This is a genomic window from Nocardia sp. NPDC058480, from assembly GCF_042720495.1.
GTDB lineage: Bacteria > Actinomycetota > Actinomycetes > Mycobacteriales > Mycobacteriaceae > Nocardia.
Genome location: NZ_JBHXMN010000004.1, coordinates 280,763 through 299,847 on the forward strand (window position 1 = coordinate 280,763; position 19,085 = coordinate 299,847).

The 19,085-nt window shown below is 66.1% G+C and carries 21 protein-coding genes; 10 read left to right on the forward strand and 11 right to left on the reverse strand.

Going from position 1 to position 19,085, the window contains the following annotated elements; all coding sequences use genetic code 11:
• Positions 1 to 87: 87 nt before the first annotated feature.
• The 3 genes from ACFWO8_RS12980 to ACFWO8_RS12990 form a co-directional block, all read right to left on the reverse strand.
• Positions 88 to 1,545, reverse strand: a complete 1,458-nt coding sequence (locus ACFWO8_RS12980) for an amidase (protein ID WP_378949088.1) — start codon at positions 1,543 to 1,545, stop codon at positions 88 to 90.
• A 269-nt stretch (positions 1,546 to 1,814) separates the two neighbouring features.
• Complete coding sequence (locus tag ACFWO8_RS12985; RefSeq protein WP_378949093.1) at positions 1,815 to 2,987, reverse strand: macrolide family glycosyltransferase; 1,173 nt, start codon at positions 2,985 to 2,987, stop codon at positions 1,815 to 1,817.
• Between the two features lie 5 nt (positions 2,988 to 2,992).
• Complete coding sequence (locus tag ACFWO8_RS12990; protein ID WP_378949767.1) at positions 2,993 to 3,601, reverse strand: CatB-related O-acetyltransferase; 609 nt, start codon at positions 3,599 to 3,601, stop codon at positions 2,993 to 2,995.
• A gap of 173 nt (positions 3,602 to 3,774) precedes the next feature.
• Here ACFWO8_RS12990 and ACFWO8_RS12995 point away from each other — a divergent pair, with 173 nt between their 5' ends.
• Positions 3,775 to 4,395 carry a TetR/AcrR family transcriptional regulator gene (locus ACFWO8_RS12995; protein WP_378949096.1) on the forward strand — a complete coding sequence of 207 codons (621 nt, stop codon included), beginning with the start codon at positions 3,775 to 3,777 and terminating at the stop codon, positions 4,393 to 4,395.
• A gap of 343 nt (positions 4,396 to 4,738) precedes the next feature.
• On the opposite strand, the gene ACFWO8_RS13000 is transcribed toward ACFWO8_RS12995, so the two are convergent.
• Together ACFWO8_RS13000 and ACFWO8_RS13005 are read right to left on the reverse strand one after the other, a co-directional pair.
• Positions 4,739 to 5,383 (reverse strand): DUF4097 family beta strand repeat-containing protein, encoded by a 645-nt coding sequence (locus ACFWO8_RS13000; RefSeq protein WP_378949099.1) that lies wholly within the window; start codon positions 5,381 to 5,383, stop codon positions 4,739 to 4,741.
• A 123-nt stretch (positions 5,384 to 5,506) separates the two neighbouring features.
• Positions 5,507 to 6,025 (reverse strand): pyridoxamine 5'-phosphate oxidase family protein, encoded by a 519-nt coding sequence (locus ACFWO8_RS13005; protein ID WP_378949104.1) that lies wholly within the window; start codon positions 6,023 to 6,025, stop codon positions 5,507 to 5,509.
• Between the two features lie 185 nt (positions 6,026 to 6,210).
• Between ACFWO8_RS13005 and ACFWO8_RS13010 the strand changes: the two genes are divergently transcribed.
• Positions 6,211 to 7,242 (forward strand): DUF6670 family protein, encoded by a 1,032-nt coding sequence (locus tag ACFWO8_RS13010; protein ID WP_378949107.1) that lies wholly within the window; start codon positions 6,211 to 6,213, stop codon positions 7,240 to 7,242.
• A 10-nt stretch (positions 7,243 to 7,252) separates the two neighbouring features.
• Here the strand turns inward: ACFWO8_RS13010 and ACFWO8_RS13015 are convergent, their stop codons facing one another.
• Positions 7,253 to 8,329, reverse strand: a complete 1,077-nt coding sequence (locus ACFWO8_RS13015) for an epoxide hydrolase family protein (RefSeq protein WP_378949110.1) — start codon at positions 8,327 to 8,329, stop codon at positions 7,253 to 7,255.
• A 102-nt stretch (positions 8,330 to 8,431) separates the two neighbouring features.
• Here ACFWO8_RS13015 and ACFWO8_RS13020 point away from each other — a divergent pair, with 102 nt between their 5' ends.
• Positions 8,432 to 8,920 carry a MarR family winged helix-turn-helix transcriptional regulator gene (locus ACFWO8_RS13020; RefSeq protein WP_378949113.1) on the forward strand — a complete coding sequence of 163 codons (489 nt, stop codon included), beginning with the start codon at positions 8,432 to 8,434 and terminating at the stop codon, positions 8,918 to 8,920.
• Here ACFWO8_RS13020 and ACFWO8_RS13025 read toward each other — a convergent pair.
• Entirely contained in the window at positions 8,887 to 9,630 is a 744-nt protein-coding gene (locus ACFWO8_RS13025; protein WP_378949116.1) for a class I SAM-dependent methyltransferase, read from the reverse strand. The two genes, ACFWO8_RS13020 and ACFWO8_RS13025, sit on opposite strands and share 34 nt — an antisense overlap.
• A 142-nt stretch (positions 9,631 to 9,772) precedes the next feature.
• On the opposite strand from ACFWO8_RS13025, the gene ACFWO8_RS13030 reads away from it, so the two are divergent.
• Positions 9,773 to 10,279 carry a hypothetical protein gene (locus tag ACFWO8_RS13030; protein ID WP_378949119.1) on the forward strand — a complete coding sequence of 169 codons (507 nt, stop codon included), beginning with the start codon at positions 9,773 to 9,775 and terminating at the stop codon, positions 10,277 to 10,279.
• A gap of 40 nt (positions 10,280 to 10,319) precedes the next feature.
• On the opposite strand, the gene ACFWO8_RS13035 is transcribed toward ACFWO8_RS13030, so the two are convergent.
• Positions 10,320 to 11,441 carry an acyl-CoA dehydrogenase family protein gene (locus tag ACFWO8_RS13035; protein ID WP_378949122.1) on the reverse strand — a complete coding sequence of 374 codons (1,122 nt, stop codon included), beginning with the start codon at positions 11,439 to 11,441 and terminating at the stop codon, positions 10,320 to 10,322.
• Positions 11,442 to 11,531: 90 nt separating this feature from the next.
• On the opposite strand from ACFWO8_RS13035, the gene ACFWO8_RS13040 reads away from it, so the two are divergent.
• The 3 genes from ACFWO8_RS13040 (at position 11,532) to ACFWO8_RS13050 (ending at position 13,857) form a co-directional block, all read left to right on the forward strand.
• Entirely contained in the window at positions 11,532 to 12,230 is a 699-nt protein-coding gene (locus ACFWO8_RS13040) for a winged helix-turn-helix transcriptional regulator (RefSeq protein ID WP_378949125.1), read from the forward strand.
• 84 nt (positions 12,231 to 12,314) lie between these two features.
• A complete protein-coding gene (locus ACFWO8_RS13045; RefSeq protein WP_378949128.1) occupies positions 12,315 to 12,554 on the forward strand; it encodes a hypothetical protein in 240 nt (79 codons plus the stop codon).
• 100 nt (positions 12,555 to 12,654) lie between these two features.
• Complete coding sequence (locus ACFWO8_RS13050; RefSeq protein ID WP_378949131.1) at positions 12,655 to 13,857, forward strand: site-specific integrase; 1,203 nt, start codon at positions 12,655 to 12,657, stop codon at positions 13,855 to 13,857.
• On the opposite strand, the gene ACFWO8_RS13055 is transcribed toward ACFWO8_RS13050, so the two are convergent.
• Positions 13,858 to 14,340 carry a nitroreductase family deazaflavin-dependent oxidoreductase gene (locus ACFWO8_RS13055; RefSeq protein WP_378949134.1) on the reverse strand — a complete coding sequence of 161 codons (483 nt, stop codon included), beginning with the start codon at positions 14,338 to 14,340 and terminating at the stop codon, positions 13,858 to 13,860.
• Between the two features lie 110 nt (positions 14,341 to 14,450).
• Here ACFWO8_RS13055 and ACFWO8_RS13060 point away from each other — a divergent pair, with 110 nt between their 5' ends.
• The 3 genes from ACFWO8_RS13060 to ACFWO8_RS13070 all read left to right on the forward strand — a co-directional run bounded on the left by ACFWO8_RS13060 (position 14,451) and on the right by ACFWO8_RS13070 (position 17,320).
• Positions 14,451 to 14,996 (forward strand): nitroreductase/quinone reductase family protein, encoded by a 546-nt coding sequence (locus tag ACFWO8_RS13060; RefSeq protein WP_378949137.1) that lies wholly within the window; start codon positions 14,451 to 14,453, stop codon positions 14,994 to 14,996.
• A 240-nt stretch (positions 14,997 to 15,236) separates the two neighbouring features.
• Positions 15,237 to 16,559, forward strand: a complete 1,323-nt coding sequence (locus ACFWO8_RS13065; RefSeq protein WP_378949141.1) for a family 1 glycosylhydrolase — start codon at positions 15,237 to 15,239, stop codon at positions 16,557 to 16,559.
• A 38-nt stretch (positions 16,560 to 16,597) separates the two neighbouring features.
• Positions 16,598 to 17,320 carry a TetR/AcrR family transcriptional regulator gene (locus ACFWO8_RS13070; RefSeq protein WP_378949144.1) on the forward strand — a complete coding sequence of 241 codons (723 nt, stop codon included), beginning with the start codon at positions 16,598 to 16,600 and terminating at the stop codon, positions 17,318 to 17,320.
• Positions 17,321 to 17,338: 18 nt separating this feature from the next.
• Here ACFWO8_RS13070 and ACFWO8_RS13075 read toward each other — a convergent pair whose 3' ends face one another.
• Together ACFWO8_RS13075 and ACFWO8_RS13080 are read right to left on the reverse strand one after the other, a co-directional pair.
• On the reverse strand, positions 17,339 to 18,337 hold the full coding sequence (locus ACFWO8_RS13075) for a diiron oxygenase (protein ID WP_378949147.1): 999 nt from the start codon (positions 18,335 to 18,337) through the stop codon (positions 17,339 to 17,341).
• A gap of 120 nt (positions 18,338 to 18,457) precedes the next feature.
• Positions 18,458 to 19,051, reverse strand: a complete 594-nt coding sequence (locus tag ACFWO8_RS13080; protein ID WP_378949150.1) for a hypothetical protein — start codon at positions 19,049 to 19,051, stop codon at positions 18,458 to 18,460.
• Between the last annotated feature and the right edge of the window lie 34 nt (positions 19,052 to 19,085).

The window sequence follows — 19,085 nt, forward strand, 5'->3', positions numbered from 1 at the left end:
GGAGGTCGGTGAGAATCTCTGGGCTGTCAGCGATCTGACGACAGGCCCGAGCGTAGGCGGTCGTGAGCGCTGTCGATACTCGCGAACCTACTCACGAGATGGTGCTCGGAAGCCGCCGATCTTCCGCTCGAGCAGTTCGGCCAGCCGCAGTGGGGTGCGGTCGGAGAACATCGGGCCGATGAGCTGTACTCCCACCGGCAAGCCCTCGGGTGACCAGCCCGCCGGTATGGCGGTGGCGGGTAGGCCTGGCATGGTGGCCAGACCTGCCCAGACGAGCTGGTCGAGGTACGGGTACTCCATGCCGTCGATGTCGATTCGGCGTTCCAGCAGATCGGGGTGGTGGTTGTGGGGGAATGCGGGAGTCGGGGTGATCGGGCACACCACGGCATCGAACTCGGCGAAGAGTTGCCGCCAGCCGTGGCGGTGGAGTTCGCGGCGGTTGTTCGCCGCCAGCCAGTCGCGGTGGGTGAAAACCATGCCGCGCAGCCGCGTGGCGACGAGACTCTGGTCGTCGGCGCTCAGTCCGGCGGCGCGGGTCCGCAGTTGCTCGTACTCTTCGACGGGGAAACTTGCGACGGCGCCCGAGAACAACAGCTGCATGTAGAGCGTCGCGGCTTCGGTGAGATCGGGCAGCAACGGACTGTGCCGTTCGACGCGGGCACCGCCGTCGACAAGCGCGTCGGCCACCCGGTTCACGCCTGCCCGCACCGCGATCCCGGTCGCAATGAGCGGATGCTCGTCGAGGACCAGCACTCGGAAGTCGCTGAGCCGCTCGTGGCGCGCGGGCCGCAGTGTCAGGTCATACGCCGTACCGAGCGTCAGTGGGTCCGGTCCGGCCATGACATCGAGGAGCAGGGTGAGGTCGCGGGCAGTGCGCGCCATCGGACCGACAACAGCGAGGTCGAGGTCGACCGGCAATGCCGACGCGGGCGGCGCGACCATTCCGCGGTTCGCCGCCAGCCCGAGTGTCGGCTTGTGCGCGTAGACACCACAGAAATGCGCCGGGGTGCGCAACGAACCGCCGATGTCGGAGCCGACGGACAGCGCGCCGAATCCGCACGCCAGTGCCGCCGCCGATCCGCCGGAGGAGCCACCCGGCGTGCGGCCGTGATCCCACGGGTTGTTGGTGGTGCCGTAGATCTCGTTGAAGCTCTGGATATCTCGCAGTCCCAACGGCACATTGGTCTTGCCGAGCACCACCGCCCCGGCGGCTTCGAGACGCGACACCTGTACCGCGTGCTCGGTCGGTACGTAGTTCTTGTGCTGCGGCATGCCCCAGGTCGTGGGCAGCCCAGCGACGTTGTAGGACTCCTTGACTGTCACCGGAATACCGAGCAGCGGCCGATCCTCACCGCGGGCTCGCGCCTGATCGGCACGCTGCGCGGCGGACCGAGCACGGTCGAAGTTCGGCACACAGATCGCATTGATCACCGTGTCGTCGCGCTCGATACGGGCGATCGCCTCATCGGTCAGTTCCACCGATGTCACCTCACCGGCACGCAAAGCGGCGCCGAGTTCTTCTGCCGACTGAAAATTCCGATCCATGAATCCAACGCTATTGACCCGCCGGCGAAGACATAAAATACCGCTTCGCGCAACGGGACAATCGAACGGACCGCCTGCACCGGATAATCGCACGCTCGCTCTGCCATCGAAGGCGGTCCACCCCAGGTCACAGCCTCGCCAGCAGGCAAACTCCATGAGGGCAAGCCATGAAATCTCACTTCGCGCAACGGGACAGTTGTCTCAATCGACGACCCACAAATAGCGGTCGGGACAATTCTTGGAACAAGCCGGATACGGCTGGATGTGGTTCAGCCCAGCATGTTTTCGATGAGATCGGCGGCACGCGTGGTCCCGCCTTCGGCTATCGCTTCGGTGCGCAGCTGCGCCGAGCGGCGGGCGACCTCCGGGTCGCCGACCAGGTTGTCCAGCGCGGCCCGCAGGTTCTGGGCGGTGGCATCCGGGGTATCGATGCGGCGGGCAACCCCCAGTTCGACGAGCCGGTCCGCGTTCATGAACTGTTCGGCGCCCTGGGGCACGGCGATCATCGGGACACCCGCCAGCAGCCCTTCACCGCAGCCGCCCATACCGGCGTGGGTGACGAAGGCGTCCGCCCGTTCCAGGATCGCCCGCTGGGGAACCCAGGAGTGCACTTCGACATTGGCCGCGATGGCGCCGAGCTCGTTCGGGTCGGTGTGTTTGCCGATTTGAAGGACCACGTGCCAGTCGGGCAGGTCGCCGAAGGCTTTCAGGCATCGGCGGTAGAACGCTGGTTGGCGTGTGTACGCCGAACCCAGGGAGATCAGCAGTACCTTCTCCGCGCCGGCGGGGCGGACCCAACCCGCTGACTGGTGTGTGTCGAAGCAGGGGCCGACGAAAGTCACTGTGCCGGAGTCGACTTGGTCGGCATGTGGTTGCATCGCCCGGGGAATCAGCGCCAGGGCATCAGCGGGCAAGCCGGAGAAGTCATCGACATCGGTGGTCGAGGCGCCGCATTCGGCGAGCCACTGGGCGAACCTCTCCTGGTATGCCTCGGCACCCGGTAGCTGGCGCAGGCGGGCCGCCACGTCCTGTTCGTAGCCTTCCCACGCCACGAAGGTGGGCGAGAGCTGGGTCAACCGGCGGTTCTGGGATTCGGCGAGGGCGCGTCCGGCGTAGGCGCCGATGTCGTACAGATAGAGATCCGCGGGGTCGTGGTCGTAGGCCGCGCGCAGTTGCGGGAGCGCCAGTAGTGCGTTGTCGAGGAACAGGTTCATCACCGCGACGGGGTCGTCGGGCCAATTGTTGTCGGCCACCGGCAGCGTCGAGGTGCACGCGATCAGCTCGGCACCGGCTCCGGTGATCAGGTCTGATACGGCCGGGTCGTTGGCGTAGGTGACGCGATGGCCACGCGCCACCAGCTCACGGATGATCTCGAGGCTCGGCAGGACATGGCTGACGATGGGGATCCCGACCATCGCGATATGGGCTGGGCGAGAAGGCATTTCACTCATTTCAAGGATTCGGCGGCGGCTTCCAGTTCGTCGATGCTGCCCGACATGATCGCCGGCACGTGTGCGGTGATGTGTTCGGCGGGCCAGTCCCACCACGCCACTGCCAGCAGCCGGGCGACATCGCGGTCGTCGAAGCGGGTTCGAATGAGGCGGGCCGGATTTCCACCGACGATGCCGTAGTCGGGCACATCGGCGGTGACGACGGAACCGGTGCTGATGATCGCGCCGTGGCCGATCCGCACGCCGGGCATCACCGTCGCGCCGTTGCCGAACCAGACGTCGTTGCCGACGACGGTGTCGCCTCGCCCCGGTAAGCCGGTGAGCAGGTCGAAGTGGTTCGACCAGGAGCCACCCATGGTGGGAAACGGGAAGGTCGACGGGCCGTCCATGCGGTGGTTGGCCCCGTTCATAATGAACCGCGTCCCGGTGCCGAGCGCGCAGAACTTCCCGATGATCAGTTTCTCGGGGCCGTAGTGGTAAAGGACATTGCGCGTTGCGAAGGCGGTCGGGTCGTCGGGGTCGTCGTAGTAGGAGTACTCGCCGACCTCGATGAGCGATGAGGTGATCAGCGGCTTCAGCAGTACGACTCGCGGCTGGTCGGGCATGGGGTGCAGCACTGCTGGGTCAGCGGGAACAAGCGCGGAATCGTGAGGCACAGCGAAACTCCTTCGACGCGTGAGCTATCGGGTGCGGTGGAAGTCGAGGCTTCCTAATACGACAACTGTCGCACTAAGCTACGTCGACAGCCCTACTCCGTCAAACGATCGGATTGCCGACAATGAGATCCGCATCGGACGCCGGCGAGCCCGCTCCCCCGGCGCGCCCCCGTCCGGGTGGCCGAACCGCCCGCATCCGAACCCAGGTGCTCGACGCCGTCACCGCCGAGCTGGCCGAACACGGCTACGACGCGCTCAGCATGGACGCCGTCGCGACCCGCGCAGGCGTGCACCGCGCCACGGTGTATCGCCGCTGGCAAGACGTCGGCGGCCTGCTCGCCGACCTCTTCGATGCGGCAACCGACCAGCCATGGCACCCCCGCGACACCGGCTCCCTGCGCGGCGACCTCGCCGCGCTCAACCACGAGATACAGGATTCCTTGACCGAGGAACCGTCGCTCGCAGTGGCACTGATCGCCGCCTCGTTCCGATCCGAGGAAGCCGCCCGAGCTCTGCGACGACTATGGGATGACCGCTACGCCCAGTCCGAGATCATCGTCGAGCGAGCGGCCCACCGCGGCGAGCTCCCCGCCGACGTCGACGCGCGCGCCCTACTGATCGCCGCCACCGCCCCGATCTACCACCAACTGGTCCTGCTACGCACCCCGCCGGACCCCCGCCTGCCCGACCGCGCGGCCACCAGCGCGGCCCTCGCCGCGGACTCGGGCGCATTCACCCGATGACACACCCCCACAGAGTTCTCGTCAGCACCGATCTCACCGGACCGGCTAGCTCCGTTTGACGGCCGAAGACCCACTGACCTGCTAGCGGGGGTGGTCCTGTTCCGGTCGCTGTCGCCGGTCGCCCACGATCTCCCTACCGCTGGACCAGACGCCGGTATTGATATCGACAGTGCGAACAACGGCCGCAGGTCATCCGGGGATGACCTGCGGCCGTTCGAAACGGTTGCGTCGCGCCGGGCGCTGGCGACCCATCTCGTGTTGCCGGTCGGGCAGGCGATCACCGCCGAGGACGGCGAGATCGCACACGAACGGCTCGGGCGCAACAGCTTTGACGAACCCGGTCCTATACGAGGGCTCCGTGCCCGACGGTGACGTTCCCGTACAGGTTGCGTGCGTATACCTGCACGGCATCCCCGGTCCCCCGCGACTGGTCAACGGGTTCCATCCGGTTCTGCACGCTGCCGTACAGCGCGTTGACCTCCAGTCGAGCCGCGCTGCCCCGGCGGATGCCCACCTCGAGATCGCCCATCGACGTCTCCAGCCGGAGCACCCCACGGGAGGCCTCGTCGACGCGGATGTCGCCCTTGGCGGTCTTCGCGGTCACCGAACCACTCGGGCGCTCCACCACGATGTCGCCGGCGGATACCTCCAGGTCGCACTGGTCGAATTCGCCGACACTCACCAGTCGACCCATGGCGACGGTCGCGTCGAGCACGGAGCCCATCGGCACCTCGACGGTCACCGAGATCGACGGATTGCCGCTGAACGGCGTGAAGGCCTTCCACTTCTTCGGCGTCTCGACCGTCAGCTTGCCACCGGCGAGCTCGACCCGGATCTGTTCAGCAGCACGAACATCCGCTTTGCTGGACGTATCGGCCGGTCGGACCTCGACAACAGTGTCGATTCGGTCAGAGGCGACCACGGTGACGTCACCGCAGGCCACATCGACGGTGACGGCGATCGGCTGCGGTGTCTGGAAAGTAGGCATCTGCACTCCTGGGCTGCGAGGGTTATACGTAGATGTATACGTACATTGCGTGATCCCACTATAAGTAGATGTATACGTATAGCGCAACCCTCAATTTCCGGCGGCCCACAAATCCTGCGATGGTCAGGTAGCGAGCCTCGCGATGTCCGGCGCGTAGACGGTCATCCAGTGCGGGCGCAGCCGGTAGTAGACCACCTCATTGGCCCAGTCGAAGGCGTCGTCGCCATAGAAGTCCTGGAAGTACGCGAGCAGTTCCGGCCAGTCCCCGGAAGGTTCGCCGCCCAGCGGATTGAGGATCTCGACCGTGCCGTGCGTGAACACGCCCAAGTTCTCGCCGCGCATGTGCGCGACACTGGCGGCCGGCCGGGCCGCGAGGTGGCAAGCCTTGGCGGCGTTGCGCGCCGTACCGAAATGCCATCGTCCATGCAGAAAGTGCCCGTCCACTCCGCTGATTCGCGGTTCGCCCTTCGCCGTCACGGTGGACAGGGCAAGGGTGCTCATGCCGGTGAGGGCCTGGGCGAGTTCGGCCGCGGTCAGCGTGTTCTCACTGTCGATGATCGAGCGCAGGTGCGAGGTGGCGTTGGTAAGGGAGGCGTCAAGGAGTGCTTGAAGCTCTGCGAGTTCTTCTGGAGTTTCACGCAAGGGGGTCCCTTATCTCTCGGAGGTGTGCCGACCGGCCAATCCCATCCTCGACCAATACCTTGACAACCTGCGTCATATTTCCCCGCCCGGTCTTTCGCCGCGCGACGCCCATGACGTGCGTCGTCGGCGATATTACTTTCGGGTAATATCGCCGACGAGTGGGCTTATACGACGGAGGGTGAACGGTGAGCGCAGTGCAGCGACTGGTCGGATCGGTGAATCGGACCGGGCGGGTGAACGGTTCCCCGTTCGATGCCAACCAATCGATGAGCCCACCATCGGGGCGGCGGCGGAACTGGGTGCACTACGGGGTGATGGTCCCCGATCTGCCCGAGCCACACCGTTCGTTCGGGGTCATGTCGATCGTCGGTTCCCCCGGGGTGACGATCTTCGCCAACGATCACGCGATCACCACAACTCCATCCGACACCGCCTACACCTCCTCGGCGACGGCATCCATGACCGACGGACAGTTCCTCGTGCACAGCATCGCTCGCGACTGCGAGTTCGCCGCGGACGGCAGCCACCTCCGGTTCGGCCATGACCTCGTCATCGATGGCACCTACCCGCACTTCACCGTGCGCCGAACCCACCCCGACGTCACCGTCGAACCCGAGATCGAGGCCACCGACAAGGTGGCCCACTTCGCGAATATCCCTGCGCTGTATCGACATTGGAGCCTGTTGTCGACCTATCGCGGTCATCTCGACTATCGCGGTGAGCGCGTCGAGGTGCAGGGTTTGTGCACCGTCGAATATGCCGCCGGTGTCGGTACGCACAGCGTGACAGCCTCGACACGACCCAAGCTGCCCGCGAAGTTCTTCACCTACCACGTCCTCAACCTGGACCACCGCACACAGGCGTTGCTGGTCGAGGTCCTCGGCCCCGCCGGGTTCCCGATCCAGAAGTCGGTCTACCTGCGCTCGCTCGACGGGTACGGCGGTGTGTACACCCGCGGATTCGACTTCCGCGTCCGGGAGTACGAATCCGAACCTCGGCGTACCCCCGACGGCCGTGTAATGCGCCTGCCGAAGTCGTTGTCGTGGCGAGTACTCGACGACGAGGGCCGAGACCTGATCACCATCGAGGGCGCGGCCGGTGGCGACTACTCCTACGGGCTCGGCGCCGGGTTCGTCGGCACCTACGACTACACCGGCACCTACCGGGACCGCGTGGTCTCGGGCCGCGCCTACCTCGAGTACATCGACTGCCGCTGACCCGCAGCGCCTACTCGAGGTGGTGCAGGAAGAACTCCCGGATGTCCGCGGCGAGGAGGTCCGGGACCTCCATCGCGGCGAAATGACCGCCACGGTCGAATTCCGACCAGTGCCTGATATCGAAGAGTTGCTCGGCCAGCGGGCGCACCGATTGGGTGATGTCGTAGGCGAATACGGCGACGCCGAGAGGCACCGGGCACGGTTGGCTCCCCCGCGCGGACTCGCGATGTAGCCGGGCCGAGGAAGCCGCCGTGGCGGTGAGCCAGTACAGGGAGATATCGGTGAGCATCCGGTCGTCGCTGATCGGCGAGCGTGGGTCCGTCCACTGCGCGAAACGTTCGGCGATCCAGGCGAGTTGGCCGACCGGCGAGTCGGTGAGCGCGTAGCCGATAGTCTGCGGGGTGACGGCTTGAAGTGCCTGGTAGGGCGGTCGATTCGCCATCAGCTGTTTGACCTTGTCGAGTCGCGCTTCGTCGGCGTCGGAGAGTTCGACATCCGGATTCGGCCGGGTCGGCAGGTAGTTGACGTGGACTCCGACAACGTTCTCGGGTGCCACCGCTCCGAGCGACTGGGAGATGCCCGACCCGAAGTCGCCGCCCTGCGCACCGTAGCGCTCGTAGCCGAGACGACGCATCAACTCCGCCCAGGCGCGTGCGACCCGGGCGACATCCCAGCCACGCTCATGCGTCGGTCCAGAGAATCCATAGCCCGGGATGGACGGGATCACCAGGTGGAAGTCGCAGGAGAGCGGTTCGATCACGTCCAGGAATTCGAGGAACGAGCCGGGCCAGCCGTGGGTGAGGATCAGCGCGAGCGCGTCCGGCTTCGGCGAGCGGACGTGCACGAAATGGATGTTCTGGCCGTCGATTTCGGTGGTGAAGTGCGCGAGTTCGTTGAGTTTCGCCTCGTGCGCTCGCCAGTCGTAGCCGGTGCGCCAGTATTCGGCGAGTTCCTTCAGTCGCGCCAGCGGGAAGCCGTAGTCCCAGCCCGCGTCGGCGATTTCGTTGGGCCATCGGGTGCGGGCGAGCCGGTCGTTGAGGTCGTCGATATCAGCCTGAGGGATGTCGATGCGGAACGGTTCGATCATGGTCTCAACTCCTTCGTCAGCCCAACATTCGGGTGACTAACGTTTGTGTGGCCAACGATATCGTGATCGTTGGTTGCACAAACGATTTGTTAGAGTTGTCACATGGAGCACCCACCCGAGCCGACCACAGCCAGGTGGGCAAACGTGCCCACCTGGCTACTCACGCAAACCGCCAACCACGCCCACCGCCTGGTCAGCGACGGTTTCACAGCCGCCGACGCCCGCGGCTACCACTACCGCCTCCTGGCCACCCTCGACGAATTCGGCCCCGCCAGCCAAGCCACCCTCGGCCGCCGCAGCGGCATCCACGTCAGCGACATGGTCGCCACCATCAACGAACTAGCCGACCACAACCACGTCGAACGCACCCCAGACCCCACCGACCGCCGCCGCAACATCATCTCCCTCACCACCGCGGGCAAACGCCAACTACACCGCCTCGAAAAGCGGCTCGCCGAAAGCCAGGAACAACTACTCGACCCCCTCTCGCCCAGCGACAGAGCGCACCTAACCGAGCTCTTGGCCACGCTGTTGGACCACCACAACCGGAGAACCGGCTATACAGCCGCTGAGCGACCGCCCGACGCCTGAGCCGCCACCTCACAGACCAGCATCTCGTCCGCGTGCGCTTGGAACTCGTAGTCCACCTTCATGATTCGGCTGGAAATGCCCGCGAGCGACAACTCGGCAAGCAACTTCTCGAGCTGCTCGTACCGCCCCGGCGAACCGATGGGGACCACAGGGAACAGTCGGACTTCCGTGGTGGCAACCCGCGCCAGTTCGGTGATCGCCTGGCGGTGGAACTCGTAGTCGAGGTCGTCGGCGTAGCTGAACAGCAAGTGTGAGCTGAGGACGAGGTCGAAGCTGTTGTCGGCGAAGGGGAGTGCAGGGAGCCGACCAGGGATGTAACGGCGCGGGGACGAGGAGGTGTGGGCGGCGAACTGCTCGGCCGACTCACGGCGTGCCCGGTGGTGGTCGGCGGGGTCGGCGAAGAACGTCCAGCGGTAGGCGTCGGCGTGCTCGCGAACATATCTGTTGCCACGGTCGGCTTCGGCGACAGCGGTGGCAGCCACCCGGTCGACGCCTTTGTCGAAATAGGCTATGTCGCAAGCGGTTACATCACCGCCGCGTTGACTCACCTCGGCAGTGAACCCTGCCGCACCACCCGGGCAGTCCAGAATTCTGCGCCCGAGGTCGTCGTCGGTGAGCGCGAACATCGCCCGGTACTCGCCGAGCGAACGCGAGCTGACGAGAATCTCGCCGAACCCACCAGTCCCTGTAGACGTGTCAATGTCGATCATGGTCGTCCTCCTGTTCCAGGACCGCCCGCAGGGCCGGAACAGATGTCGTCACGACAGATCTGGCCACCCTCGGTGCGGCCGCGCACAACTCGGTCAGCCGCTAGGTCAGCGGCCACCACAGTTGCGCGAACATCATCACCCGGTGATTGAACCACGTGGGCGCGCGCTCGAGTATGCGGAATTCGCCGCCATCGCGGATCATATGGCGGTGAATCCCACCGAACTCGCAGCCGATCTGGACGAACGCCAGATCGCGCGGTACGAATGCCCCTGCTGTGACGAGCCGATCGAGCGCACCTGGAACATGATCACCCGCGACGGGAATGCCTACGCGGCATACTTCGCCAACAGCTACCACCACGCGGATCAGCACCATGACACTTGGATCGACGTCATCCTCGGCACGTGGGATTCCGAAACCGCCGACGACCACGTGACTTTCGGTTGCCGCGTCGGACCGGTGCAGAACAACCCGAACCCCGCAGCAACCCTCGTCCAGGCATGCCTCGACGGATCAGCCGATGACGTCCACGGCGTGGTGCTCTCCCGCGAGGACGGCTTGGTCCACCCTCGTCTTCCGGAGTTCTGGGGAATCATCGACTTCGTGCTGGCCAACGACCCGACCGTCACCGCCCACTTGTACAGGTAGGAAAGAGGGGTCATCCAGATGCTCGATGACCCCTCTGAACTCAGCCGATCGGGCTGTGCCCCAGAAGCACTCGCCCACTGAAGCGGGTCTGTTTGGCGCGGGGCAAGGGATGGAACTGGCAGCCGTGGATGTCGCGGTAGAGGCGTTCGAGATCGCACGTGCGGGAATAGCCTGCGCCGCCGGTGGTTTCAATGGCCAGTCGGACCGTGGTGATGAGGGCGTCGGCGGCGACGGTTTTGCGGCTCAGGGCGCGGGCGGCGTAGGCGTCGGTGTTGGGGAAGGTCAGGTTCTCGGAGTCGGTGAACATGGCGGTGATGAGGTCCTCGGCAGTGGTGTAGGCGTTCAGCATTTCTCCTGCAGACTGGATCGTGTGGGCTTCGGAACGGCCCGCCAGAAGGTGTGCGGTGAGGTCGACGGCCGCGTCGGCGACACCGAGATAGGCAGCCAGTACCAGCGGAAGGGCGGCGCCGATCACCACATTCAGCACCGGCGGCCACGGACCGGCCGGGCGGGTCATCGAGATCGCCGCATCGGGCACGAATACATCGTCGAGGACGACCGTATGCGAACCGCTCGCACGCAGACCGAACGAATCCCAGGTCTTGTCGATGCTCACCCCGGCCGCGGACAACGGGACCGCGAAATGCAGCACCTCACCGTCGGAGCGAACGCTGGTGACGAGGACATCCCCCACCTCGCACCCACTCGCGGGTGCCTTGCGCGCACTCACCCGATAGCCACCGTCGACGCGCACGGCCTGCCCATTGGACTCGACCCAATCCGAGGCGCCGGTGCTGACCAGAATCGCCCCACCCGCCACCTTCGCGAACACAGCCGAAGCGTCCACCCCATGGTTGTGCCGCCACACCTGCGCGGCCACCAGGTGCGAATGCATCGCGAACGCCACCGCCGTCGACGGATCGTGCCTGCCGAGTTCGCGCAGGATCTCCCCCATCTCCCGATGGGAGGCGCCCCCACCGCCGAACTCGACCGGCACGAGCGCCGCCGACAGACCGCTCGACCGCAATCGGTCGAACGCGGCGACGGAGATCTCGCCGGTGCGGTCCCGCTCGGGGACCTCGAGACGCAAGGTTTCACCGATCTCGCGGGCGAGGAAAACCCGGTCAGTGCTGGACGTGGTGTCAGAAATTGTGGAAGTCATGTTTCGAAGGTAGGAAGCGCCGCGATAACCAGATAGTCCAGAAAGTGGACTCCCCCGGTCCAGAAAGAGGACCCCGTCGGTGAGGTGACCATGACGACAACGACAGCAGGCTACGGCCAGTACTGCCCGATCTCGCGCGCCCTCGACGTACTGGGCGAACGGTGGTCGCTGCTCATCCTGCGCGACCTGTTCCTCGGCACCACTCGCTTCAACGACCTCGCCCGCGGCCTACCGGGCCTGTCACGCAGCCTGCTCGCCAAACGCCTGCGCCAGTTCGAACGCGCCGGACTCATCGAAAAGCTCGGCACCGAACACCTGCTCACCGAAGCAGGAAGCCAACTCCAGCCCATCCTGTTCGGACTCGGCGAATGGGGTGCGCGCTGGACCTTCGGCGCGCCACAGGAGGAAGAGCTCGATGCGGCACTGCTCGTGTGGTGGATGCACACCCGGGTCGATACCTCGATGCTGCCAGGACGGCGGCAGGTGTTGCAGGTCCGGTTCACCGACGATCTCCGACGATTCTGGATCGTCGTCGAATCCGCTGTTCCCTCGGTCTGCGAGACAGACCCCGGCTATCCCGTCGACGTCACGATCAGCGCCGACGTCGCCGGCCTGTACGAGGTGTGGTTGGGGCGCATGCCACTCACCCACGCGCAGCGCACCGGCCGGGTCATGTTCACCGGGCCACCCGCACTCACCCGCCGGATGCCTGCCGTATTGCGTTTGAGCCCGGTCGCCGGATACGTCGCCGCGACGGCCCGACCGGACCCTGCAGCACGCGCCTCGTGAGACGAATCGGACAAAACGTGGCAGTAATCACTACTTGGCCTGTCATGTTGGCAGCGGCCGTAATCAAAACGTTAGGGTTCAACCATGGTACGTACCGGAGCAGCACCCTCAGAGCCGTACGAACCGAATGTTCCTCTGCCCCAACACCATCCGGCACGGCTCGAACTCGTCAGCGAATCGCCCGAACCCACCGCGGCGCCGACTGCGGACGTCGACGACCAATTCCCACGCCTCGGCGACACCAGTTTCCTCACCGGCGCGGCCAAGCACCGGCTCGCCGCCTACATCCACACCCAGCTCGCCGAACTCGAAGAAATGCCGTGAAGTCACGCCGATGACCACGCTGCTGTCCGCCATCGCGGCCGCGCCGGATTAGGCTGCAACGCCAGGAGTTATCGGCGGCAGAGGCGAGGGAGTGGCGAGGTTGAGCGACGCATCGGTCGTGCTTCCTGAACAGGTCCGCACCGAACTGCGCCGGGGGGTGCGCAGCGTCCTCGTCGATACCGCGGCGCTGCGCCTGGTCCGCGAACGCTTCGACGACAACCAGGCAGGCGCACTCCGCCGCTACCTCGAAGCGTCCCAATCGGCGAACACTCTGCGCGCCTATCGAACAGATTGGATCGCCTGGGCCGGCTGGTGCGCGATCGAGCAGCGCCAGGCGCTCCCCGCGGACCCACTCGACGTGGCCGTCTACCTGGCCGCCTCCGCCGATGCCCGAAGAGAGAGCGGCGCGTGGGCGTTCAGCCCGGCCACCCTGGATCGCAAGTCCGCCGCCATCGCCGCAGTCCACGCCGCCAACGGACTCCCCTCGCCGACACGCTCCGACGTCGTCCGGCTCACCCTGCGCGGCATCCGCCGCACCCGCCGCACCCCGCCGACCCGGAAACGGCCGGTCCTGCTGCACACCCTCGACCAACTCCTCGCCGAGCTCCCCGCCCCCGACTGGCCCACCGAACCCGCGCGCCGCCGCGACGCCCTGGCACTGCTGGTCGGCTTCGCAGGCGCCCTGCGCCGCAGCGAGCTCGCGGGCCTGCGCATCAGCGATGTGCACGTGCGCACCGACCACACCACCGGTGAACCGCTACTCGTCGTACACCTGCCGACAACCAAGACCGACCCGACCGGCGTCGCCGAGCAGCGCATCGCCCTGCCTCGCGGAAAACACCCACACACCTGCCCGATCTGCGCGTTCGCCGACTGGGTCCGGCTACTGGAAGTCCACGCCGACACCGGCGACACGGGCGCGCGATCCTGGACGACGAACAACCAAGCTGCCGACAGCACAATCCACCGCTGCCACGGCTTCTCCGGAACCCGCCTCAGCACCGACGTGAACCGCCCGCTGTTCCCCACGATCAACAGGCACGGCTCGATCAGCGACACAGCGCTGTCCGGTCGGGCCGTCGCCGAACTCGTCAAGCGCTACGCGGCCCGCGCGGGCCTGGACCCCGACCTGTTCTCGGGGCACTCCTTGCGCGCCGGCTTCGCCACCCAAGCCGCCCTCGGCGGCGCCAGTGACCGCGAGATCATGCGCCAGGGCCGTTGGGCGAACCCCCGCACCGTCCACGGCTACATCCGCACCGCGAACCCACTCGAAGACAATGCCGTCACCAAACTCGGTCTGTGATCAGAGGATCCGATCGAGCCGGAAGATGCGGAACTCGCGACCGCCCGAGCGCTGGAATTCCATCTCGTAGCCGGGCCAGAACTCGACGGCCTGGTCCCAGACGCGCTTGCGCTCGACGCCGGTGATCTCGGCGACGGTCACCGGGAACGCGGAGCTGCCGTCGAAGCGGGCCGATGCCGTCCTGGCCGCGCGCAGGTTCGCCGACCACGCCGGATGTTCCGGCTTACCCCAGTTCGAGCCGACCAGATAGAAGCCGTCGCCATCGGGCACACACAGCAGCGACGTGGTCCGCGGCTGTCCCGACTTGCGCCCCACCACCGTGACCTCGATCGACGGGAGCCCGGCGAGGTCGAGCACACCCCACCGACCGCCACTGAGCCTGCGCAACAACCGCTCGGTCGGCAGTACGACACCGGCGCCACGCATCACCCAGGGCTGAGTCGCGAACACGCGCGCAACGCCCGGCAAGGGATTCCAAACCATCCACGAATCCTGGCTCGAGCGAACCGAGTTCGCCCACTCACGACCGTGCCCTGAGAGGCAACTCACTCGGTGTGCTGGACGACCGATCGCCGCCAGCGGACCATGGAGGCATGGACGAGGCCCGAAACGAAGCTCGGCGTACCGCGGCCGAGGCCGAAATCGGTAAACATGGGCGACTGGTGCGCGGCCCCCGCGACGGCAAGCTGCTCAGTGCGGGCATGGCGCCGTTCTTTCGCATCCGCACGCCACGCGGGTACGGCATCCTCACGACAACGGGGCGCAAAACCAGGTTACCGCGCCCCAAGTGTGTCCGGGTCTTTCGTGACGGTGATCGGGCGTACTTGGTGCAACTGATGCCGCCGCACGTGACGGTTCAGCAGCCCGACGCGGTCAATGCCTGGCTCCGCAATGTCCGTGCCGATCCTCGCGTCACGGTGAAGCTGCCAGACGGTACCCACAGCGGGATCGCCAGGGAGATCACCGACCCGGACGAACTCGCCACCGCACGCGCCCTGCTGTGCGACACGGTAGTGCTGGTGGACTTCGGCGAATGCGCGATCCACTTGCGCGGTATGCCCTCGCGGGCGAAGATCCGGAAGCTGCACGCGTACTGGTTCGACACCGGTCGCGCGGTCGCCATCGATTTGGCGACCTGACGGAGGCCCTCCCCCGTCTTTGCTGGTGAGTAGTCGTTGAGTGTGGATATGTCGTGAGCTGTGGTGGGCATGGTTTGGTACCAAGGGGATATTCATAAGTAGATGCGCATATCTACGTAACTACATGTTGTATCTGATGGCCATCGATTCCAAGCCCGCCGCTCCTGCCTAATTCCCCCGCACAACTACCTCGGTGTCGCACACTGAACTCACTCCCCTCCCCTAGTCGCCAGGAGTGCCATGCCCTCCCCCGCTGGTCGCCGAATCCTCGCCACGGTCGCTATGGCCGCCGCGGCCCTACTCACGACCAGCACCTCCCCCACCCTGGCTCGACCACCCGCGCCGGCCCGACTCGCACCACTCGGGCCCGAATTCCTCTGGGGCGTGGCAGCCTCCGGGTTCCAGTCCGAAGGCGATGCACCGGACAGCAATTGGCGCCGATACGTCGAATCCGGCACCACCGCCGACCCTTATCTGAACTCGGTCGACTTCCGCAATCGCTACCGCTCCGATATCGCGCTGGCCGCGAAACTCGGTGTGCGCGTGTATCGCATCGGCATCGAGTGGGCACGGGTCCAACCGCGATCCGGCGTGTGGGACGAGGCGGCACTCACGTTCTACGACAACGTCGTCAGCGCTATCACCGAGGCCGGTATGCGGCCGATGCTGACCCTCGATCACTGGGTGTACCCCGGCTGGGCCGCCGACCGCGGCGGGTGGCGCGATCCGGAGATCGTCACGAACTGGCTGTCCAACGCCCGCCTGGTCGTCGACCGGTTCGCCGGCGCTGATCCGCTGTGGGTGACATTCAACGAGCCGACGGTCTATCTGGCCAACGAACTGCGCCACGGCGGGATCGGCGCCGCCGACGTCATCACCATGGGTGAACGAATCACTCAGGCGCACAACAGCATCTACGACTACATCCATGCCGTGCAGCCCGGCGCCCAGGTGAGCAGCAATGTCGCCTACATACCCGCCGTCGACGATGCTGTAAGCGGACCACTGCTCGACCGGATCTCGGCGCGCCTGGACTACATCGGCATCGACTATTACTACGGCCTCTCTCCCACCCAGCTACAGGTCCCTGATCTCGACCGCCCTTGGACGATTCCGCTGCAGCCCGAAGGGATCTACTACGCGCTCGACCACTACGCGCGTAAGTTCCCCGGCCGCCCGCTCTACATCGTCGAGAACGGCATCCCCACCGAGAACGGACTCCCCCGCGCCGACGGCTACACCCGCGCGGATTCGCTCCGCGACACCGTCTACTGGCTGCAGCGCGCCGTCGCCGACGGCATCCCGCTGATGGGTTACAACTACTGGAGCCTCACCGACAACTACGAATGGGGCTCCTACACAGCACGTTTCGGCCTCTACACGGTCGACGTACTCACCGACCCGACTCTTGACCGCACGCCAACCGACGCGGTCGCCGCCTACCGCGCGATCACCGAGGCGGGCGGTGTCGCCCCCGATTACCGGCCGACGCGCCCCGTCGCACCGTGCTCGCTCGTCGACGGGCTCGCCAGTTGCACCGATCCGGTGGCGGTCCCCCGGTAGCGGTTTGAAGCATCGATGGTTGCTCTACACTCAGGCGGGTGTCGAGCACAGCGTCACGCCCCTCCAGTGCCGTCAGCGGCAGGCAAGCCCGATGGCAGCCGCACAACGACAGCCGCCGGGAGCGGATCGTGCTGGCCGCGGTCGAGCTGATCGAACAGGCGCCCGCCGGCGTCGAGGTGCCGATCATCCAGATCGCCGAGCACGCGGGGCTCGCGAAATCAGTGGTCTACCGGCAATTCGCCGGTCGCGACGAGCTCGATCGCCGGGTCAGGAGCGAGATCGCCGACCGCTTCGTCGCCGACATCGAAGACGCGCTCGACATCGCCGAGGGCTCGATCCACGAAATCCTGGTTCGCACGATCGGCGGCGTCGTCACCTGGATCCAGGACCATCCCCGGCTCCACGAGTTCCTTCGAACGGGTCCGTCGGAAACAGATCCCGAGATCGACGCGATGAGCGCGCTGATCACCACCATCGCGGGGTCGGCGAGGGCCCTCGTCACCGGCCTGGCCGGGGTGGTCGGCGTCACCGACGAGGCCTCGGCCGACACGATGACCTTCGCCATCGTCTCGATGACCGAGGCCACCGTCACCCGCTGGGCCAACGACCCGAATCCCGCACTCACCAGAGATCAGCTGATCGAGGAAGTCGCCTCCTACGCCTGGCACGTGGTCGACGGCGTCGCCCGCAGGCACGGCCTGAACCTGGACCCCGACCAGCCACTCACCGAGATCATCACCCAGCTGGTCGCCGGCGACTGAATCGCCGCCGGGCCCAGTTCAGGCAACGCGGCGCGCGCTGCGTTCGGGCTCGCTGCGGTAGCGCGAGATCGGGCCGTCGATGCCGAACTTGCGCCACAGCCACTTGGCGGTCGGGTTCATCAGACCGAGGTCATCGGCCAGTTTGCGCATATCACCGAAGTAGCCCGACAGGATCCGCTGGGAATGTTCCGACTTCCAGAAGGCCTGCTCGATGACCTCGCGCGGAATATCGAACTCGCGCTCGAAGGAACGCGGCGGCGCCATGATCTCGCTCGCCAGCCAGCGCATCGCGATGGGGAACGCCACCGAGCAGACGCCTCGATTGAACTTGCCCATCTGCTCGAGATGCGCGGTGAGGAAGTCGCCGGCGAAGGAGATGTGGCGCGCTTCCTCGGCGATGTGAATCTCCATGGTGCGCAACACCAACGGCGGCATCGACGCGCCCTCGCGGATCACCGCCTTCTGGTAGTGATCGATCGGTTCCTCGCCGCCGAGGATGCCGATGAACAGGATCATGTGGGCGTAGCCGCCTGCGACGCCGATCAACGGCGAGAGAGCGCGGAACAGCGGCCGCATGCCGGGCACATCGACGTCGATGCGGTTCACCAGCTCCTGGAACATCTGGATGTGGTTGCACTCTTCGGTCATCTCGTGCAAGCAGTACCGGAACTCGGGCGAGCCGTTCGGCAACTTCATGATGTATTGCATCATTCCGCGAATCAGCACGCTCTCGAAGGCGGCACCGACCTTGATCGCGTTGGCTGTACGCCACTTGCCGATCTCGATCCGCCGGTCGAGCGGTTGGTCGCGATACCACTGCGTCGCGCCGAGCGGGTCGATCTGCGGCGAGAGAACCCACCGCACATCGTTCGGGTCAAGGGCGAGCTCCGGCGAATCCCAGTCGATATCGAGGTAGGGATCGAAATGACGGTCGACAGACCCCTGTGACAGGGTTGCCAGCGCCTCTCGGTACTCCTCGGTGATGGGTCCGCTACGGCTCGATTCGGTCAGCGTCATCGGTGCCTCCTCGGTTCATGTCCGGCGCGGACAGCCTTGTTAGCGCCGTCACACCGTTACCCAAGAATAACTGAGACCCTCAGTCCCACACAACCCTGGCTCGATAACGTTTTCCGCGTCCTATTCGACGAGCAGAACCACCATCTGGCGGGCGAGATCGACATCGCCGGGGCCGCCCAGCCAGATCAGTGGCCGCCGTTGATCGAGATGGTCCAGCGCTTCGGGCAGGGACACGTACACGCGGTCCGCACGGAGGACACACACCTGAGGTATGGCCTCGGAGACGGCGGGCCCACCATCGACATCGAGTGCCAGCGAGCCGGTAGAGGCGTCGCCTGCCACCGCGTCGCGCACCACCGCGTCACCGGGCTCGACCGAGTCCGAGCCGCTGTGGACGACCTGATGCCCCGGCGCACCAGCCCAGTGGTCCAACCACGCCGGGCCCGGCTCGACCGCGGCGAGGACCGTCTGCACACTCATGCCGTAGAGCACGTCGGCGACGGCGGCGGGCAGGCCCGCGATATCGACGGTGCGCACCAGTGAGCCGTGCTCGCGCAACCGTTCGACGAACCGCGCGAGTACTTCCGCCCGCTCGGTCGGATCCACCACCGCGTGCCTGCCGGTGGATCGACGCATGGGGACCCGGCGCTCGTCCTCGGGTAGGTCGAGCAGCCCGTCACGGACTCGGCGCAAGATCTCCTCGCGAGAATTCACTCGGGCACTCTCCTTCGTTGGCGACACCGTCGTC

Bases quoted from the DNA above. Each gene is read 5' to 3' on its own strand.
- ACFWO8_RS12990 (WP_378949767.1), bottom strand. From the start codon at position 3,601: ATGCCCGACCAGCCGCGAGTCGTACTGCTGAAGCCGCTGATCACCTCA.
- ACFWO8_RS13035 (WP_378949122.1), bottom strand. From the start codon at position 11,441: ATGACTTCCACAATTTCTGACACCACGTCCAGCACTGACCGGGTTTTC.
- ACFWO8_RS13055 (WP_378949134.1), bottom strand. From the start codon at position 14,340: ATGGTTTGGAATCCCTTGCCGGGCGTTGCGCGCGTGTTCGCGACTCAG.
- ACFWO8_RS13000 (WP_378949099.1), bottom strand. From the start codon at position 5,383: ATGCCTACTTTCCAGACACCGCAGCCGATCGCCGTCACCGTCGATGTG.
- ACFWO8_RS12995 (WP_378949096.1), top strand. From the start codon at position 3,775: ATGAGATCCGCATCGGACGCCGGCGAGCCCGCTCCCCCGGCGCGCCCC.
- ACFWO8_RS13065 (WP_378949141.1), top strand. From the start codon at position 15,237: ATGCCCTCCCCCGCTGGTCGCCGAATCCTCGCCACGGTCGCTATGGCC.
- ACFWO8_RS12985 (WP_378949093.1), bottom strand. From the start codon at position 2,987: ATGCCTTCTCGCCCAGCCCATATCGCGATGGTCGGGATCCCCATCGTC.
- ACFWO8_RS13060 (WP_378949137.1), top strand. From the start codon at position 14,451: ATGGACGAGGCCCGAAACGAAGCTCGGCGTACCGCGGCCGAGGCCGAA.
- ACFWO8_RS12980 (WP_378949088.1), bottom strand. From the start codon at position 1,545: ATGGATCGGAATTTTCAGTCGGCAGAAGAACTCGGCGCCGCTTTGCGT.
- ACFWO8_RS13025 (WP_378949116.1), bottom strand. From the start codon at position 9,630: ATGATCGACATTGACACGTCTACAGGGACTGGTGGGTTCGGCGAGATT.
- ACFWO8_RS13015 (WP_378949110.1), bottom strand. From the start codon at position 8,329: ATGATCGAACCGTTCCGCATCGACATCCCTCAGGCTGATATCGACGAC.
- ACFWO8_RS13020 (WP_378949113.1), top strand. From the start codon at position 8,432: ATGGAGCACCCACCCGAGCCGACCACAGCCAGGTGGGCAAACGTGCCC.
- ACFWO8_RS13040 (WP_378949125.1), top strand. From the start codon at position 11,532: ATGACGACAACGACAGCAGGCTACGGCCAGTACTGCCCGATCTCGCGC.
- ACFWO8_RS13045 (WP_378949128.1), top strand. From the start codon at position 12,315: ATGGTACGTACCGGAGCAGCACCCTCAGAGCCGTACGAACCGAATGTT.
- ACFWO8_RS13075 (WP_378949147.1), bottom strand. From the start codon at position 18,337: ATGACGCTGACCGAATCGAGCCGTAGCGGACCCATCACCGAGGAGTAC.